The organism is Amaricoccus sp., assembly GCF_047602525.1.
Lineage (GTDB): Bacteria > Pseudomonadota > Alphaproteobacteria > Rhodobacterales > Rhodobacteraceae > Amaricoccus.
Window position 1 is genome coordinate 2,026,484 of the sequence record NZ_JASGHB010000001.1, and the last position, 16,332, is coordinate 2,042,815.

At 70.6% G+C, this 16,332-nt stretch carries 15 protein-coding genes; 2 read left to right on the plus strand and 13 right to left on the minus strand.

Features of this window, described 5'->3' with window-relative positions; all coding sequences use genetic code 11:
• Nucleotides 1-44: 44 nt before the first annotated feature.
• The 12 genes from cheB to QM699_RS10580 all read right to left on the minus strand — a co-directional run bounded on the left by cheB (nucleotide 45) and on the right by QM699_RS10580 (nucleotide 12,938).
• Nucleotides 45-1,106 carry a chemotaxis-specific protein-glutamate methyltransferase CheB gene (cheB, locus tag QM699_RS10525; protein ID WP_415011078.1) on the minus strand — a complete coding sequence of 354 codons (1,062 nt, stop codon included), beginning with the start codon at nucleotides 1,104-1,106 and terminating at the stop codon, nucleotides 45-47.
• 22 nt (nucleotides 1,107-1,128) lie between these two features.
• A complete protein-coding gene (locus tag QM699_RS10530) occupies nucleotides 1,129-2,898 on the minus strand; it encodes a methyl-accepting chemotaxis protein (RefSeq protein ID WP_415011079.1) in 1,770 nt (589 codons plus the stop codon).
• 109 nt (nucleotides 2,899-3,007) lie between these two features.
• On the minus strand, nucleotides 3,008-3,358 hold the full coding sequence (locus QM699_RS10535; protein WP_415011080.1) for a hypothetical protein: 351 nt from the start codon (nucleotides 3,356-3,358) through the stop codon (nucleotides 3,008-3,010).
• Nucleotides 3,358-4,206, minus strand: a complete 849-nt coding sequence (locus tag QM699_RS10540) for a CheR family methyltransferase (protein ID WP_415012739.1) — start codon at nucleotides 4,204-4,206, stop codon at nucleotides 3,358-3,360. The genes QM699_RS10535 and QM699_RS10540 overlap by 1 nt, the downstream gene beginning before the upstream one ends.
• Nucleotides 4,207-4,211: 5 nt before the next feature.
• Nucleotides 4,212-4,607, minus strand: a complete 396-nt coding sequence (locus QM699_RS10545) for a chemotaxis protein CheW (RefSeq protein ID WP_415011081.1) — start codon at nucleotides 4,605-4,607, stop codon at nucleotides 4,212-4,214.
• Nucleotides 4,608-4,806: 199 nt separating this feature from the next.
• A complete protein-coding gene (locus tag QM699_RS10550; protein WP_415011082.1) occupies nucleotides 4,807-6,801 on the minus strand; it encodes a chemotaxis protein CheA in 1,995 nt (664 codons plus the stop codon).
• Nucleotides 6,802-6,805: 4 nt separating this feature from the next.
• A complete protein-coding gene (locus QM699_RS10555; protein WP_415011083.1) occupies nucleotides 6,806-7,171 on the minus strand; it encodes a response regulator in 366 nt (121 codons plus the stop codon).
• Nucleotide 7,172: 1 nt separating this feature from the next.
• A complete protein-coding gene (locus tag QM699_RS10560) occupies nucleotides 7,173-7,454 on the minus strand; it encodes an STAS domain-containing protein (protein WP_415011084.1) in 282 nt (93 codons plus the stop codon).
• Nucleotides 7,455-7,459: 5 nt separating this feature from the next.
• Nucleotides 7,460-7,837 carry a response regulator gene (locus QM699_RS10565; RefSeq protein WP_415011085.1) on the minus strand — a complete coding sequence of 126 codons (378 nt, stop codon included), beginning with the start codon at nucleotides 7,835-7,837 and terminating at the stop codon, nucleotides 7,460-7,462.
• Between the two features lie 280 nt (nucleotides 7,838-8,117).
• On the minus strand, nucleotides 8,118-9,284 hold the full coding sequence (locus QM699_RS10570) for an L-lactate dehydrogenase (RefSeq protein WP_415011086.1): 1,167 nt from the start codon (nucleotides 9,282-9,284) through the stop codon (nucleotides 8,118-8,120).
• A gap of 11 nt (nucleotides 9,285-9,295) precedes the next feature.
• Nucleotides 9,296-10,975 carry a D-lactate dehydrogenase gene (gene dld / locus QM699_RS10575; RefSeq protein WP_415011087.1) on the minus strand — a complete coding sequence of 560 codons (1,680 nt, stop codon included), beginning with the start codon at nucleotides 10,973-10,975 and terminating at the stop codon, nucleotides 9,296-9,298.
• Between the two features lie 295 nt (nucleotides 10,976-11,270).
• Nucleotides 11,271-12,938, minus strand: a complete 1,668-nt coding sequence (locus QM699_RS10580) for an L-lactate permease (protein ID WP_415011088.1) — start codon at nucleotides 12,936-12,938, stop codon at nucleotides 11,271-11,273.
• Between the two features lie 281 nt (nucleotides 12,939-13,219).
• Here QM699_RS10580 and QM699_RS10585 point away from each other — a divergent pair, with 281 nt between their 5' ends.
• Nucleotides 13,220-13,993: an FCD domain-containing protein gene (locus QM699_RS10585; protein ID WP_415011089.1), complete on the plus strand. Its 774-nt coding sequence runs from the start codon at nucleotides 13,220-13,222 to the stop codon at nucleotides 13,991-13,993.
• 308 nt (nucleotides 13,994-14,301) lie between these two features.
• Here QM699_RS10585 and QM699_RS10590 read toward each other — a convergent pair whose 3' ends face one another.
• On the minus strand, nucleotides 14,302-14,946 hold the full coding sequence (locus QM699_RS10590; RefSeq protein ID WP_415011090.1) for an HAD-IA family hydrolase: 645 nt from the start codon (nucleotides 14,944-14,946) through the stop codon (nucleotides 14,302-14,304).
• 243 nt (nucleotides 14,947-15,189) lie between these two features.
• On the opposite strand from QM699_RS10590, the gene QM699_RS10595 reads away from it, so the two are divergent.
• A complete protein-coding gene (locus QM699_RS10595; protein ID WP_415011091.1) occupies nucleotides 15,190-16,323 on the plus strand; it encodes an aromatic ring-hydroxylating oxygenase subunit alpha in 1,134 nt (377 codons plus the stop codon).
• Nucleotides 16,324-16,332: the final 9 nt, after the last annotated feature.

The following is a 16,332-nucleotide window of genomic DNA, read 5'->3' on the forward strand; positions in this document are numbered from 1 at the left end:
CCGCGGCCTGCGGCTGCCCACGGCGCAGGCAGTCCGTCCAGAGATCAGTCGGCCGCCACCGAGCAGAGCGCCAGGGCGGCGGAAGCGATGGCGGCGAGCGGCAGCTGGCGCTCGACGGCGCCCGCTTCAAAGGCTGCGCCCGGCATGCCGTAGACGAGACTGGTGGCGGCGTCCTGCCCAAGGGTGTGGCCCCCGGCGGCCCGCAGCAACGCGAGGCCCGCAGCGCCGTCGCGGCCCATGCCGGTCAGGATGACGCCGACCGCCCCCGCCCCGAGCCGGGCGAGAGAGCCGAACATCACGTCGCAGGACGGCCGATGGCCGGAGACCGCCGGCCCGTCGTTCAGCCGGCAGATCGGGTGGGTGCGGCCGGAAACCTCGAGATGGGCGTGGCCCGGCGCAAGGTAGATCCGCCCGGGGACCAGCGGCGCGCCGCCGCTCGCCTCGCACACCTCCGCCGCGCAGTGGCCGTCGAGGCGGCGGGCGAACCCGCGGGTGAAGCCGGGCGGCATGTGCTGGGTGATGAGAGTCGGTGGGCAGTTGGCCGGAAAGCCCGAAAGCAGCCGCAGGATCGCATCGACACCGCCGGTCGAGGCGCCAATCCCGAGCACACGTGCGCCGGGCGTGTAGGCGAGAGGCGCAGCGCGCGGGGTGCGCGCTGCCGGCGACCGGACCGCCAGCGCCACCGCCGGGGCCTGTGCCGCCGCGCGGACTCGCGCGGCGAGGTCGGGGAACGGATCGCTGCCGACCTCTGACGGCTTCACCACGCAGTCGACGGCGCCGATCTCAAGGGCAGCGAGCGCGGCGGCGGTGCCCGCCGCCACCCCGCTCGACACCATGATGACCGGGATCGGGCGCAGCCGCATCAGGCGCTCGAGAAAGGTGAGCCCGTCCATCTTCGGCAGGTTGACGTCGAGCAGGATGACGTCCGGCGTGGTGGCCTTGATCGCGTCGCGCGCCTCGAACGGATCTGCGGCCTCGGCAACCACGTAGATGCCGGCGTCGCGCTCGAGGCAGCTGCGGATGAGCGCGCGCATCGCCCGCGAGTCGTCGACCACGAGGACGCGAACCGGCCGGAGGCGGCCAGGTGGCAGGTAGAATGGGGGCATAAGGGCCTCGCCCCGTTCGCTGTCAGAACTCGATCCAGTCGTCGTCGGCCGGCGCGGCGGCGGCGGCGGCGCGGCGCGAGGCGGCGAGGCGCAGCGGCGCCGTGCGGCGTGCGGTGGCGACGGGCTCGTGCGGCGGCGCGCGGCGCGCCTGGAACTGGCCGACCAGCTGGGCGAGCGTCTCCGCCTCAGTGCGCATGGCATGGCTTGCCACGGTCGAGTCCTCGACCATCGCCGCGTTCTGCTGCGTCACCTGGTCGAGCTGGCCGACGGCAGAGTTGATCTCCGAGAGGCCGACCGACTGCTCGCGCGAAGAGTTGGCGATCTCGGCGACGAGGCCGGTGATGCCCGTGACGGCGTCGACGATCGTCTCGAGCGAGCGGCCGGTCTCGCGCACGAGGTCGACCCCGCGGCCGACGTGCTGCGAGCTGGTCGAGATCAGCGCCTTGATCTCCTTGGCGGCATCCGACGACCGCTGTGCCAGCGCGCGCACCTCGGAGGCGACGACAGCGAAGCCGCGGCCCGCCTCGCCGGCCCGGGCGGCCTCGACACCGGCATTGAGCGCGAGCAGGTTGGTCTGGAAGGCGATATCGTCGATGACGCCGATGATCTGGGCGATGTGGTCGGCGGACTTCTCGATCTCGCTCATGGCGCTGATCGCATCGCGCACCACGCGGCCGCTCGCCTCGGCGTTGCGCCGCGCCGCGTCGACGTCGACGTTTGCGCGCTCGGCGTTCTTCGCGGCCGCCTTGACGCTCGCGGTCAGCTGCTCGAGCGAGGCAGCGGTCTCCTCGAGCGCGGCGGCCTGGTTCTCGGTGCGCTGCGACAGCTCGTCGGCGCCGAGGCTCACCTGCACCGCACAGGTCTGGATGCCCTCCGCAGAGGCGGTGACGGCCGCGAGCGCAACCTCGAGCTTCTCGATCGCCACGTTGAAGTCGCCGCGCAGCGCGGCGTAGTCCTCGGGAAAGGCCGCATCGAGCCGGACCGACAGGTCGCCGCTGGCGAGAGACGCCAGTGCCCGGGTCAGCGCCTCGACCGCGCGCTGCTGCTCGTGCTCCAGCATCGAGCGGTGCTCGATCATGTCGCGCCGTTCCAGCTCGGAGGCCGTCACGTCGGAAGCGACGAGACCGATGCGCAGCACCGCGCCGGTCTCCGGGTCGCGAACCGGGCCGTAGGCGCCGAAGAGGTAGACCGCCCGGCCGCCGCGGGCCAGAAAGCGGAAGAGGCCGACCCGGCCTTCGCCCCCCCGCAGCTTGTCCCACATGCGCTGCGTGTCCGGCGATTCGGCGGTGGCCGGGTCGAGCAGCATGGTGTGCTGCCGGCCGATCAGCTCGGCGCGCTCCCAGCCGAGCACGCGCACGAAGTTGTTGTTCGCCCTGAGGATACGCCCCGTCGGATCGACCTCGAGCACCGCCTGCGCGGTGCCGATCGCCTCGAGCACCGCGCCGTGGTCGCGCGCGGTCGTCTGCGCGACGGAAAGCTCGGCCTGCAGGCGGGCCGCACCGCGGGCGACGCGGCCGATCTCGTCTGCGGGATCGGAGTCGGAGACCGTCACCGTTTCGTTGCGGCCAATCGTGTCGGCAAGCCGTCCGAGCGGCCGCACCGCCGAGCGGATGGCAATGAGGCCCGGCACCAGCGCGATCGCGGTGGCGAGAAGCTGCGGCAGCCAGGGCGACGGCAGCGGCATGACGAGCCGGCCCGGCAGCAGCGTGGCGGCTCCGGCAGCGATCAGGCCGGTGGCGAGCAGGATGACGGAAAGCTTTGCGGTCAGCGGAATTTGGGCGAGGCGGCGCATGGTCGACCCTTCGACAGCGGCGCGCGGGCTGCGCGGGGATTGGCCCTTCGGAACGTGCGTCATGTATTCGGCGAGAGAATGAAGGAGGTACTAACGCCGTGGCACGGGATCAGAAGTCCCACAGCTCGTCCGTGCCGGGAGGCGCCTCGCTGCCGGCCAGCCGGGCGGCGACATCTCCGCTTCGCACCGTGCCAAGGGCCCGGGCAAGGTCGCCGATGCCGGTGGCGCTGCCGGCCAGCGATCCGGCGTAGGCCGCGAGGTCGCCGAGCGTCTGGCGCAGCCGGTCGAGCCCCTGCAGGCCGAGCGCGGCCGTCTCCCCCGCCCCGCCGGCGACAAGCGCACCGGCGAGCTCATCCAGCTCGGCGACCGTTGCCTCGGCCCGGGCCAGCTCGGCTGCAAGCGCCACGAAGGCGTCGCTGACATCGCCGCCCGTGCCGGTGCGAATGAAGTCGTCCGGCATCATGCCACCCTCCGATAACTCGACACGCCGTCGCTCTCGAGTTCCGGCAAGGCGCCGGTGTCGATGCGCTCGGAGTGCCCGATGAACAACCAGCCCCCGGGCAGCAGCCGCTGCGAGAGGCCGCACCATACCTGCCGCTCGGTCGCCTCGTCGAAGTAGATGACGACGTTGCGGCAGAAGATCGCGTCGAAATGGCCGCGGACAGGCAGCGGCCGGGCGAGGTTGAGCTGGCGGAACGTGACCAGCGCGCGAAGCGCCGGCCCCGCGGCATAGCGTGTCCCGTCTTCGCTTGCGACCCGGCGGAAATGCCGCGCGAGGGATGCCGGCGGGATCGACTGCGCCGCCCGGGCCGCGTAGAGGCCGGCGGTGCCGGTGGCGAGCACCCGGCGATCGAGATCGGTCGCGAGAATGCGCACGTCGAGCGTCGCCGCCTCCGGCAACGCCTCGAGCACGGTCAGGGCCAGCGAATACGGCTCCTCGCCCGTGGAACAGCCGGCCGACCAGAGCCGCACCCTGCCTCCGGCCCGCGCCCGCGCCGCCAGCGCCGGCAGAAGCCGCTCGCGGAGCGTGTCGAAGTGGTGCGGTTCGCGAAAAAACCGGGTGACGTTGGTGGTCAGCGCCGAGAGCATCTCCTCGCGTTCCCGCGCCGCGGCGTCGCCGGCGCCCTCGACGACATCGGCATAGGCCGCGAACGATCGGAGGCCGAGCGCGCGAAGCCGGCGCACCAGGCGCGTCCGGACCAGCACCGCCTTCGCCTCGGGCAGGCTGATGCCGCCCTCGGCCTGTACCAGCCGGGCCAGCCGGACGAAGTCTTCAGGTTCGAGGCGGAACCGTCCCGCCCCTGGCATGCTGCTCACGCAAACCTGCCCTTCGCGGCCTGCGCCGGCTGCCCCTCGCCGCCGTCGGCCTGCGCGCTGCCCGTTTCGAGGCCAAGCACGCGCTCGAGGTCGAGCAGGCGGATCATCCGACCGCCGAACGCGGCGATCCCCTTGACGAGCCCGGCATCCGCGACGTCGCCGATCGCCGGCACCGGGCGCATCGCGTCCTCCGGCACGCTCAGGATATCGGAGACCGCGTCGACCATCAGACCGAACACCCGCTCGCCGAGCATCGCGACGATCACCACCTTGCGGTCCGGCCCCAGAGTGGAACCGGGCGCTGGTCCGGCCCCCGGCCCGGCGCCGCTCGCCGCGAGGCCGAGCCGGCGGGCAAGGTCGATGACCGGCAGCACGGCGCCGCGCAGGTTCACGAGCCCGACGATGTACGCCGGTGCGTGCGGCAGGGCGGTCGGCGACGACCAGCGCCGGAATCTCGCGGACGTTCATGATGTCGATGCAGAAGTCCTGATCGCCGAGCCGGAACGACACCATCTCCCGCGGCGGCACGTCGCCGGCCCGCCTGCGACGGCGCGGGGGCTCCTCGCGCGCTGGCTCCATCCTCGTCCTCCCTCAACCTGCCAGCGCCAGCGCTCCGGGCGCCGGGCCGGTCTGCGTTCCGTCCACCAGGGCGTCAGTGTCGAGCACCAGCGCCACCCGGCCGTTGCCGAGGATCGTCGCAGCCGCGACGCCCGCGACCGGGCCCCAGCCGGAGCCGAGGCTCTTCATCACCACCTGCCGCTGGTCTTCGATGGCATCGACCGCCAGCGCCCGCCGCTCGCCGTCGCTCGTTTCGATCACCAGCACGACTCCCGGGCCGGCGGTCGATGCGCCGCGGAAGCCCAGCCGCTCGGCCACGTCGATCACCGGCAGGAACTCGCCGCGCACCTGCACCACGCGGCCGTGCTCGCCGATCCGGTGAATCTGCTCCGGCGCGGGCTTCAGCATCTCGAGGATCACCGCGAGCGGCACCACCAGCGTCTCGCCGCCCGCACGCACCACCATTCCGTCCAGGATGGCGAGGGTGAGCGGCAGGCTGATCGAGAACGTCGTGCCGCGCCCAGACGTCGACGCGATGACGATCCGCCCGCCCAGCGCCGCGATCGAGGCCTTCACCACGTCCATCCCGACCCCGCGCCCGGAGAGATCGGAGACCTGCCGCGCGGTAGAAAAGCCCGGGAGGAACAGAAGCCCGTCGATCTCGGCCTCGCCAAGCACCGCGTCCGCCGGGACGAGGCCGCGCTCGACGGCAATTGCCCGCACCCGCGCCCGGTCGATGCCGGCGCCGTCGTCGGCAATCTCGATCAGCACCCGCCCCGAACGATGCTCGGCCGCGAGCCGCACCGTGCCGACCTCGGGCTTGCCGGCCGCACGCCGCGCTTCCGGCATCTCGAGCCCGTGGTCGACGGCGTTGCGCAGCATGTGGGTGAGAGGATCGGCCAGCCGCTCGATCACCGTCTTGTCCACCTCGGTCAGCTCGCCCGAGGTGACAAGCTCGACGGTCTTGCCTGTCAAGGTTGCCGCGTCCCGCACCACGCGCGCCATGCGCTGGAACAACGGCTTCAGCGGCTGTGCCCGGACGGCCAGCACGCTCTCCTGGATCTCGCGGGTCAGGTGGCGCAGCGCGTCGAGCCCCTCGGCCGCTGCACCGCCCGCCTCGGTCAGCGACTGCGACAGCACCGACTGGCTGATGACGAGCTCGCCCACCAGGTTGATGAGCCGGTCGACGCGGGCGAGGTCCACCCGCACCGTCGGCGACGGGGCGGCGACGGGCGTGGCCACCCCGGTGGCAGCGGGGACCGCCGGCGCCACCGGCACCGCGACGGCAGCGGGAGATGCGACGGGCGCCTCCACAACGGGCGCCTGTGCCGCAGGCGCGACCGCGGCAGGCACCGCGGCGTCGGCCTTCCCGGCGGGCCTGCCATCCGGCTCGGCGATCGGCTCCACCACCAGCTCGCAGTCGCCCTCGGCGAACTCGAAGATCTCGCGTACCGCGGCCTCGCCACCGGCGGCGGCGATCTCGACGGTCCATGCGAGATAGACACTCTCCGGGTCGAGGTCCTCGAGCCCCGGCACCAGCCGGAGGTTGCATGCCGTGCGCATCGGCCCGAGTCCGCCGAGCGCGCGCAGCAGCACGGCGGGCTCGTGGCCGCGCTCGTAGAGCGTCGGGTACGGGCGAAAGCGCACCCGCAGCCAGCCCGGCTGGTCGGACCCGGGCTCGGACCCGGGCTCGGGCTCGGACGCAGCGTCAGAGCGCGCAGCGGCAACCAGATCGGCCAGCCGGTCGGCCGAGGCGACCATCTCGACCAGCCCCGCTGGCGTCAGCGCGACCCGTCCACCGCGCAGGTCGTCGAGGTGGCTCTCGAAGCCATGGGCAAACTCGACCAGCTCGGCCAACCCGAAGGCCGCGGCACCGCCCTTGACCGAATGCACCGCCCGGAACACGGTCGCGATCACCTCGGCGTCGCCGGGGTTCAGCCGGAGCGCGGCAAACCCCTCGTGCAGCGCCTCGAGATGCTCCTCGCATTCGACGAGGAAGAGCGCGCGGATCTCGTCGAGCGCGTCCATGGCGTCAGCCCGCTACCCGCCGCACCGCCGCCACCAGCGCGGCGGCGTCGAACGGCTTCACGATCCAGCCGGTCGCCCCGGCCGCCCGGGCCCGCGCCTTCAGGTCCGGCGCGCTTTCGGTGGTCAGCACCAGCACCGGCGTCGCCCGGTGCGCGTCGGAGCGCCGCACCGCGGCGATCACGCCGAAGCCGTCGAGCCGCGGCATGTTGAGGTCGGTCAGGATCACATCGGGCGACAGCGACGTCAGCGCCGCCACCCCGTCCTCGCCGTCGCTGGCAAGGCGCACGTCATAGCCGGCGGATGCGAGGGTCGAGGCAATCAGCTCGCGCATCGTCCGGGAGTCGTCGATCGCCAGCACCGTCCGGCCCATGTCATGCCTCCGGAGACTGCAGCGCGGCGGGATCGACCGCGAGATGGTCGAGCACCGCCGCCATCTCGTCCGACGGTCCCACGAGCGCCAGCCCGAGCCCGTCCTCGCGCCAGCTTCGCGCCGCGGCCAGCAGCACCTGAACGCAGGGCGTCGAGAGCTGTGCCACGCCGCCGGCATCGAGCGTGACCGGACGCCCCCGCAGCCCGAGCAGGCTCGCCTGCAACGCGGCCGCATCCTGCGGCAGCAGCCGCGTTGGCAGGCGATGGCAAAGCGGCTCGGCCATGGCGGTCAGCTGAGCGCGCCGAGATGCGCCTCGAGGGCGTCGCGCAGTTCGGCCACGACGAACGGCTTGGCCACGAAGCGGTCGACCGCCGTGCCCGCCTGGTCGCGGTAGGCGTTCGATGTGGCGAGAAACACCGGCACGCTGCGCAACTCCGGGTGCGCCTTGATCCGCTCGGCCAGCTCGGCGCCGTTGGTGCCCGGCATGTTGAGATCGGAGATCACGACGTCGAAGCGCCGGCCCAGCATCTGCTCGAAGGCGGCATCGGCGCTTGCGGCCACCGCGACATCAATAACGCCGATTTCCTTCAGGACGAGGCGCGCCATTGCCCGCATTGAATGCTGGTCATCAACCACCAGGGCGGCGATGGTTCTGGCTGCGGGCATCTGGCTCGGTCTCCTCGCATCGGCGCCGCCACCATGGCGAGCGATCCTTAACAAGAGACGAACCCGCCACCGCGGCCCGGCCGACACGAAACCAGTCGGCGCCTAACCCCGCTGCCGCGCCCTTTCCCCCAGGGTTATCAAACGGCCTCGAACCTGGAGAGCGGTCGTCTTCCGGCAACGGCCGGAAGATCGGAAATGGAAACGATGCGCGCGATCCGCGCGCATCGTGTGGCCGTGAGCCGGCCAGCGGCCACCCCCTGCGGGAGGTGGGCGTCGGCCTTCAGGCCCGCAGCTCGTCCAGCCGCGGCGCGCGGTCGAGGATGTCCGGGCCGATCGTCCGGATGTCGCGCCGGCCGCAGAGCGCCATGGTGATGTCGAGTTCGCGGCGGATGATCTCCAGCACCCGCGCCACCCCCTCGCGCCCGCCGGCGCCGAGCCCATAGAGGAACGGCCGCCCGATGTAGGTGCCCGTCGCACCCAGCGCCACCGCCTTCAGCACGTCCTGCCCCGAGCGGATGCCGCCGTCGAGATGCACCTCGATCTGTCCGTCGACCGCCGCGACGATGCCCGGCAGCGCCGAGATCGACGAGCGCGCGCCGTCGAGCTGCCGCCCGCCGTGGTTCGACACGACGATCGCGTCCGCCCCGGTGCCGATCGCCATCTTCGCGTCCTCGGGATCGAGGATGCCCTTCAGGATCAGCTTGCCGCCCCAGAGGCTCTTGATCCACGCGACGTCTTCCCACGACAGGCGCGGGTCGAACTGCTCCGCCGTCCAGGACGACAGCGACGACAGGTCCCCGACATTCGAGGCATGACCGACGATGTTGCCAAAGGTCCGCCGCTTGGTCTGCAGCATCTCGAGGCACCAGAACGGCCGGGTCGCCATCTGCCAGACATGCTTCGGCGTGAACTTCGGCGGGGCGGAGAGGCCGTTCCTGAGGTCCTTGTGCCGCTGCCCGAGGATCTGCAGGTCGAGCGTCAGCACCAGCGCCGAGCAGCCGGCAGTCTTGGCCCGGCCGATCAGGCTCTCGATGAACGCCCGGTCCCTCATCACGTAGAGCTGGAACCAGAACGGCTTCGTGGTGTTCGCCGCGATGTCCTCGATCGAGCAGATCGACATGGTGGAGAGGGTGAAGGGCACGCCCGCCGCCTCGGCCGCCTGCGCCGCGAGGATCTCGCCGTCCGCGTGCTGCATGCCGGTGAGGCCGGTCGGCGCCAGCGCCACCGGCATCGACACCGGCTCCCCGACCATCTCGGAGGCAAGGCTGCGGTCGGTCATGTCGACCAGCACCCGCTGGCGCAGCAGGATGTCGGCGAAATCCGCCTCGTTCGAGCGATAGGTGCCCTCGGTCCAGGCGCCGGAGTCGGCGTAGTCGAAGAACATCTTCGGCACGCGCCGCCGCGCCATCTCCTTCAGGTCGGCGATCGTCAGGGCGTTCTGCAGCATGGTCCCCTCGTTCAGCGCCAGTGGGCGCACTTGGAAGTGTGGCCGATCCCCGGATTCAGGGCATTGGTCGGGTCGATGGAGCGATAGAAACCGGCGAGCGCGGGCTTGGCCGGGTAGAGATGCCCGACGTTGTGCTCCGCCGGGTATTCGGCGCCGCGCGCGTCGAGCAGATGCCACATGGCATGTTCGAGCGCGAGGGTGTCGACGCCCTTCCTGGCCACGTAGTCCTGATGGAACACGTGGCAGAAGAAGTGGCCGTAGTAGAGCTTGCGCTCGATCTGGCTCTCGATTTCCGGCGGCAGCCGCTCGAACCAGTCGGCATCGTTGCGCCGGAGCGCGATGTCGAGCGCCACGATGTCCTCCACCGTGTCGGGATGCACCTCGCGATACCTGATCGCCGCGCCCGCCACCGCAAAGCGGTGCAGGAACGCGGCCGTCCCCTCCTCTGGGGTGCACTCGAAGAAATCGCCGGCCGCGCTCGGAAAGATCGAGCCGAGATAGGCACGCGCCTCGTCGATGCCGTCCGCACCCATCCGGATCAGCAGGTGGTGCTCGTAGCGGTCGCGCCAGTCGTTCATCCGCTTCGGCAGGTGCTGCGGAAAGAACCGGCTCGCCGCCTGCGCGATCCGGTCGGCGAGGCCGGGCCGGAAGCCGACGCGCTCGGCCACGGCGTCGACGCGCGCCTTGGTCGCGAACACCTGCGGCATCCGGTCGGTGCCGAGCCGGCGGATCGTCAGGAACGTGTCCTTCCCGTAGACCGCGGCGATATCGTAGGCGTCGCGGTGGATGTACTCTCCGGCGATCGGCAGGCTCTGGAACGCGCTCAGCATGTGCCGGCGGATCGCCGTCAGCTCGGCGGTGTCGTTGGTACCGACGTAGAACACCCTGGTCGCGCTCTCCGCCTCGAAGGTGTCGAGGCGCACGGCAAAGACCGCGAGCTTGCCGGCGCAGCCGGACGCTTCCTTGAGCCGCCGCGGATCGGCGTTGAACCGCGCCGGCGTCGGCGCGTCGACCTCGCGGACATGGCGGCCATAGTCCGGGTCCGACGCCGCCCGTCCGGTGTCCCAGGCGACCGCGGAGTCGTCGAAGCTGCCCGCTTCGATCCTGCCGAGGATCTCCTCGGGGTCGTTGCCGAGGGCGATGCCGAGGTGGTTGACGAGCTCGACCTCGCCGCTTTCCGTCACCTGCGCGTAGAGCGCCATCTCGGTGAACGCCGGCCCGCGCCGGATCAGCGCGCCGCCGGAGTTGTTGCAGATGCCGCCCAGCACCGACGCGCCGATGCAGGACGAACCGATCACCGAATGCGGCTCGCGCCCCATCGGCCGCAGCGCCTTCTCCAGCAGGTCGAGCGTCGCGCCGGGCAGGCAGACCACCTGCCGGCCGCCGCCGATCAGGTGGATGCGCCGGAGCCGCCGCAGGCTCACCACCACCACCTCGCGGTCGTACTCGCCCCAGGGCGTCGAGCCGCCGGTGAGCCCGGTGTTCGCCGCCTGGAAGATGACGATCCTGCCCGCGGCGACGCAGGCGTTGAGCACGCGCCACTGCTCGACGAGGCTGCCGGGCCGGACGACGGCGAGCACGCGCCCCTCGCCATAGCGGAAGCCCTTGGCGTAGGGCCGGGTGTCGCGGTCGCCGGTCAGCACGTGACCCTTGCCGACGATGGCGGCGAGCTGGCCGAGGAGGTCAGCCATCAGACGACGCCCCCCAACCAACCGATGCCCGAAGCCTCGGCGCCAAAGGCATGGTGCGAATGACGAATTCGTCCACGCTCACCGGGCCGCCCCCGGACGGATCGGCGCCCGTCCGCAGAAATCTCTCCCTCCGACGGCTCACGCGCGTCCCCGCGCTCCCTGCCGTCGCCCCGGCGCACGCAGCGCGTCTGCTTGTCGGGGCAGGACTCGCGCGCAAGCGCGCTTCGGTCAACAGACTGTCGCATCATTTCCCCCCTCGAACGACGGGGGCCACGGACGGCCCCCGTCTCGCGCCTTACGGCGTCGTTGTGATGACTTCGGCCGGCACCATCCGCGTGAACGGATCGACGTAGGCCTGCGCCATCACCAGGACGCCGACGAGGCAGGCAAGCGCGATCGAGTGGAAGAACACATAGCGCAGGATCGCCTTCTCCTGCCCGTACCACTTGGTCGCGGTCGAGGCGACGACGATCGACTGCGCGTCGATCATCTTGCCCATCACGCCGCCCGACGAGTTCGACGCCGCCATCAGGATCGGGTTCAGCCCCAACTGCTGCGCCGTGATCTTCTGCAGGCCGCCGAACAGCACGTTCGACGCCGTGTCGGAGCCCGTCACCGCCACGCCCATCCAGCCGAGCAGCGTGCCGAAGAACGGATAGATCCAGCCGGTCTGCGCGAAGGCGAGGCCGAGCGTCGCATCCGTGCCCGAGTAGCGGGTGACGTAGCCGAGCGCCAGCATCGCGGCGATCGTGAGCAGCGAGAAGCGCACCACGTAGGCGGTCTGGAAGTACTCCCGCACCAGCTTCACCGGGCTGAACCCGAGGATGAGGCCCGAGATGATCGCCGAGAGCAGGATGCCCGTCCCGGTCATCGACAGGATGTTGAAGGAATAGACCGCGGCCTCGGCGTGCGGCGCGGCAACCACCGGCGGCACCTTCTGCACCAGCTGGTCGAGGCCGGGCACGCTGATCTTCCAGATGTAGATCGAGTCGAGCCACACCTTGATCTGCGGCGTCCCCCAGGCGAACACGAAGATCGACAGGATGATCCACGGCAGCCAGGCGCGGAAGACCGTGCCGCTCGAATGGCTGTGCTTGGCCTCGACCGGCGGCGCCTCGGCGTCGTCCAGGCCGGTCTTCGTCCAGATCCGCTTCGGCTTCCACACCCGCAGGAACGCGGCAAGGCAGCCCATCGAGACCAGCGCGGCCACCACGTCGACGAGCCACGGCCCGTGGAAGTTCGAGACGAGATACTGCGGCACCGCGAACGCCACACCCGCGACCAGCAGCGCCGGCCAGACTTCCATCATGCCGCGCCGTCCGGCAAACGCCCAGACCAGCCAGAACGGCACGATGAGCGAGAAGAACGGCAGCTGCCGCCCGATCATCCCCGAGAGCTGCAGCAGGTCGAGCCCCGTCACCGCCGAGAGTGCGATCACCGGCGCACCGAGCGCACCGAACGCCACCGGGGCGGTGTTGGCGATGAGCGACAGGCCGGCGGCCGCGAGCGGCGCGAAGCCGAGGCCGATCAGCATGGCCGCCGTCACCGCAACCGGCGTGCCGAAGCCGGCCGCACCCTCGAAGAACGCGCCGAAGCAGAAGGCGATGAACAGGAGCTGCAACCGCCGGTCGGGGGTCAGCCCCGCGATGGAGTCGCGCAGGATGTCGAACTGCCCCGTCTGCTCGGTCAGCCGGTAGAGAAAGATCACGTTCAGGATGATCCAGCCGATCGGCATCAGGCCGAACGCCGCACCGTAGGCCGCGGACGCGGCCGCCATCTTCGCCGGCATGCCGAAGCCGGCGACGGCGACGGCGATGGCGACGAGGAGCGCAAGGAGCGCGGCCTTGTGCGCCTTCATGCCGAGGATGCCGATGCCGCCGAGCAGCGCGACGATCGGCAGTGCCGCCAGTATCGTCGACAGCGCCATGCTGCCGAGCGGATTGTAGACTTGAGACCATATCATGTCGGGACTGTCCCCCAAAGATCGCGGAAAGCCGTCCCGGACCTTCTTGCGGGCCCGGAGCGTTCGATAGTCGACTTTCAGGAACCTCGCGCCCGAGTGGCCGGTTGCGCCGGCGACCCTCACGGCCGCGATCTCCCCCTCATCCCCGGTCAAGACTCAGCGCCGGAGTGAATCACATGGTAAAACATTTTTACCAAATTTACACAACAATAAATTCATCTTTCCGTCACGGTCCGATCTGGTAGCTTGCCTTTCCACTGATGAGGAAGGGAGCGGCGACGGTGACAGAGATCAAGGGCGGGAGCGCCGCGGAGCAGGTGGCTCGCCACATGGAAGATCTGATCCGCGAGGGCTCGCTCCGCCCGGGCGTGCAACTGCTGGCCGAGCGCGAGCTGGCCACCCGGCTCAGCGTATCGCGCCCCACGCTGCGCCAGGGCATCAAGCTGCTCGAGGAAAAGGGCCTGCTGGAAAGCCATGCAGGCGGCGCCACCGTGGTCGCGCCGCTCGGCACCTCGATCACCGACCCGCTGATCACGCTGATGAGCGAGCGGCCGATAGAGACGATCGACGACTACCTGGAGTTCCGCGCCACCGTCGAGCGCATGGCCGCCGCGCTGGCCGCCGAGCGTGGGAACGACGTGGACCGCGCCGCCCTGACCGCGTGCATGGAGCGCATCGACCGCGCCCACGCCCCGGCCGACGCGGCCCTCGAGGCCGAGGCCGACGTCGACCTGCACGTCACGGTCTACGAGTCGAGCCACAACATCGTGCTGCTGCAGATCATGCGCGCACTTGCCGGGATGCTGCGGACGGGCGTCTTCTACAACCGAGACCGGCTCTATTCCCGCCCCGAGGTGCGCGACGTGCTGCGCGACCAGCACCGCGACATCGTCGAGGCGATCCTCGCGCGCGATCCGGAGGCAGCCGGAGAAGCCGCCGCCGCGCACATGTTCTACACCCGCCACGCGCTCCGCGAGATCCACGCCGCCGAGGCCCGCCTCGAGATATCGCTCCGCCGCATCGACGGCGGCAACCTCAGCGCGCCGAGGCGGTGAGGGTGTGGGGGGCCATGCGTCGGCTGGCACCCCATCGTCAAGATTTCTACGGAATGTAGAAACTACCCTCGACGATAAAAATACCTGTCATCTGCGCGCTCTCAATCCATTTTCCAAAGATCTTTCCGCTCTCTCGGCTCTTCCAGCGTATGGTCAGAGTGTACGTCTAGGGCTACGGCTCGGCATCCTTTGAAGGGCGCAGAGCGGTCAAATGCGACGGACTGCAATCCGTCGGAGCAATCCTGACCTAGTGCTCCACTGCCCGGGCAGAAAATCTGATAGCCGCACCCGATCCAGACTAATTCCCCTCACGCCCCCGGCACCAGCCGCTCCAGCACCGCCGGCAGTTCATCGAAATGCCCGATGACCGCCTCGGCCTCCAGTGACGCCACCTCGCCCGGCCCGAACCCCACCAGCACGCAGGGCACAAAGGCGGCGCGCGCCGCCTCACGATCCGTCACGGTATCACCGACCAGCGCCGCCCGCGCGCGCGTCCCGCCGGAGCGCGTCACCGCCTCCAGCAGATGCCGCGGATCGGGCTTCTTCCACGCCAGCGTGTCCGCGCCGAGCAGGACCGGAAACCGCCCGAGCACGCCCAGCGCGTCGAGCAGCGACCGTGCCAGCCCTTCGGGCTTGTTGGTGCAGATCGCGAGCCGCCAGCCCTCCGCCTCCAGCCGGTCGAGCGCCGCCTCCGCCCCGTCGTAGAGCCGCGTCTCCACCGCGAGCGCCTGCGCGTAGGCGTCGAGCAGCACCGGATAGAGGCGCTCCACCTCGTCCTCCCGCCCCGGCCCGAGCCCGGCGCGCAGCATGGCCCTCCCGCCGGCAAAGGCCGTCGCCCGGTCGCGCAGCGGATCGAGCAGCGGCGCCCCCAGCGCCACATTCGCGGCCGCGATCAGGTCTGCCCCGGTGTCGGCGAGCGTCCCGTCGAGATCGAAAACCGCAACCCGTACCATTCCGCCCTCCTGCCGACGGTCCCCAGATGGCCGACCCGACGGCCGGAGGCAACGCCGAACGCCCCGCTGGCGCGCGCCGATCGTCGGATTTTCCGACGCAGCACTTCGCGAGGTCATGCTTGGCCCGATGCCGCCGGTGCAGCATCCTGCCTGCGCGGGCGCACGAAACCTCTCGACTCCCCTCGTCCGAGCACCGATCTTTCGTCGACGCCCCGTCGGGGCCAGAGGCAGCGGAGAGCCACCATGACCCGGATGGACCAGATCGACCCCATCGCCGCGTTGCAGGCGACGGCCGCGCGTCCGTTCGACCAGGCGACGGCGATGCCGCCCGCGATCTACACCTCCGAAGCCGTCACCCGCGCCGAGATCGACCGGATCTTCGCCCGCGACTGGCTCTGCGTCGGCCGGGCGGAATCGCTGAAGAAGACCGGCGACTACCTCACCTACGACCTCGCCGGACAGCCGGTGATCGTGCTGCGCGACAACGCCGGGCAAATCCGTGCCATGTCGAACGTCTGCCTGCACCGCATGTCGACGCTGCTGACCGGAACCGGCCGCCGCAAGGTCATCACCTGCCCCTATCACGCCTGGATGTACGATCTCGACGGCCGGCTGAAGAATGCGTCCTACATGGACAAGAACCAGTGCTTCCACGCGGAGGACATGCGCCTGCCGCAGATCCGCTCCGAGGTCTGGCTCGGCTGGATCTTCATCACGCTCAATCCCGACGCCCCGCCGGTCGCCGAAACGCTGGCCGGGCTCGCGGCCGAAATCGCACCGTTCGGGATGGAGACCTATACCGAGCTGTTCCGCGAGGAACACGTCTGGGACACCAACTGGAAGGTGCTCGCCGAGAACTTCATGGAGAGCTACCACCTGCCGGCGTGCCACGCGGCCACGATCGGCGGCGTCTCCTCGATCGCCGACGCCGAGATGCCGGAGGGGGCCCCGGCCTACAACATCCACTTCATCACCAAGGACCCGTCGTTCACCCTGTCGGTGGCGCATCGGACCAACACGACGCTTGAAGGCGAGTGGCGGCTCAAGACCGCGGTCTTCGCGGTCTACCCGTCGCTGATGATCACGCTGACCCCGGGGTACTTCTGGTATCTCTCGCTGCACCCGAGGGGCCCGGGCAAGGTCCACATCACCTTCGGCGGCGGCCTCTCGCCCGACTTCCTCGCCGACCCGGAGCACGAGGCGCACATGGCGGCGACGAAGCGCCTGCTCGACGAGGTGAACGAGGAGGACAAGGGCTGCACCGAGCGGGTGTTCCGCGGCGTCTCCTCGCCTCTGGCCGCCGCCGGCCCGATGAGCCATCTGGAGCGGCCGCTCTACGACTTCTCACGCTACCTCGCGGAACGGCTCGCCGGCTGATCTGCGCTG

What these genes read in the sequence shown, in the direction of transcription:
- cheB (WP_415011078.1), bottom strand. Translation starts at nt 1,106, where the DNA reads ATGCCCCCATTCTACCTGCCACCTGGCCGCCTCCGGCCGGTTCGCGTC.
- QM699_RS10530 (WP_415011079.1), bottom strand. Translation starts at nt 2,898, where the DNA reads ATGCGCCGCCTCGCCCAAATTCCGCTGACCGCAAAGCTTTCCGTCATC.
- QM699_RS10535 (WP_415011080.1), bottom strand. Translation starts at nt 3,358, where the DNA reads ATGCCGGACGACTTCATTCGCACCGGCACGGGCGGCGATGTCAGCGAC.
- QM699_RS10540 (WP_415012739.1), bottom strand. Translation starts at nt 4,206, where the DNA reads ATGCCAGGGGCGGGACGGTTCCGCCTCGAACCTGAAGACTTCGTCCGG.
- QM699_RS10550 (WP_415011082.1), bottom strand. Translation starts at nt 6,801, where the DNA reads ATGGACGCGCTCGACGAGATCCGCGCGCTCTTCCTCGTCGAATGCGAG.
- QM699_RS10555 (WP_415011083.1), bottom strand. Translation starts at nt 7,171, where the DNA reads ATGGGCCGGACGGTGCTGGCGATCGACGACTCCCGGACGATGCGCGAG.
- QM699_RS10560 (WP_415011084.1), bottom strand. Translation starts at nt 7,454, where the DNA reads ATGGCCGAGCCGCTTTGCCATCGCCTGCCAACGCGGCTGCTGCCGCAG.
- QM699_RS10565 (WP_415011085.1), bottom strand. Translation starts at nt 7,837, where the DNA reads ATGCCCGCAGCCAGAACCATCGCCGCCCTGGTGGTTGATGACCAGCAT.
- QM699_RS10570 (WP_415011086.1), bottom strand. Translation starts at nt 9,284, where the DNA reads ATGCTGCAGAACGCCCTGACGATCGCCGACCTGAAGGAGATGGCGCGG.
- dld (WP_415011087.1), bottom strand. Translation starts at nt 10,975, where the DNA reads ATGGCTGACCTCCTCGGCCAGCTCGCCGCCATCGTCGGCAAGGGTCAC.
- QM699_RS10580 (WP_415011088.1), bottom strand. Translation starts at nt 12,938, where the DNA reads ATGATATGGTCTCAAGTCTACAATCCGCTCGGCAGCATGGCGCTGTCG.
- QM699_RS10590 (WP_415011090.1), bottom strand. Translation starts at nt 14,946, where the DNA reads ATGGTACGGGTTGCGGTTTTCGATCTCGACGGGACGCTCGCCGACACC.
- QM699_RS10595 (WP_415011091.1), top strand. Translation starts at nt 15,190, where the DNA reads ATGACCCGGATGGACCAGATCGACCCCATCGCCGCGTTGCAGGCGACG.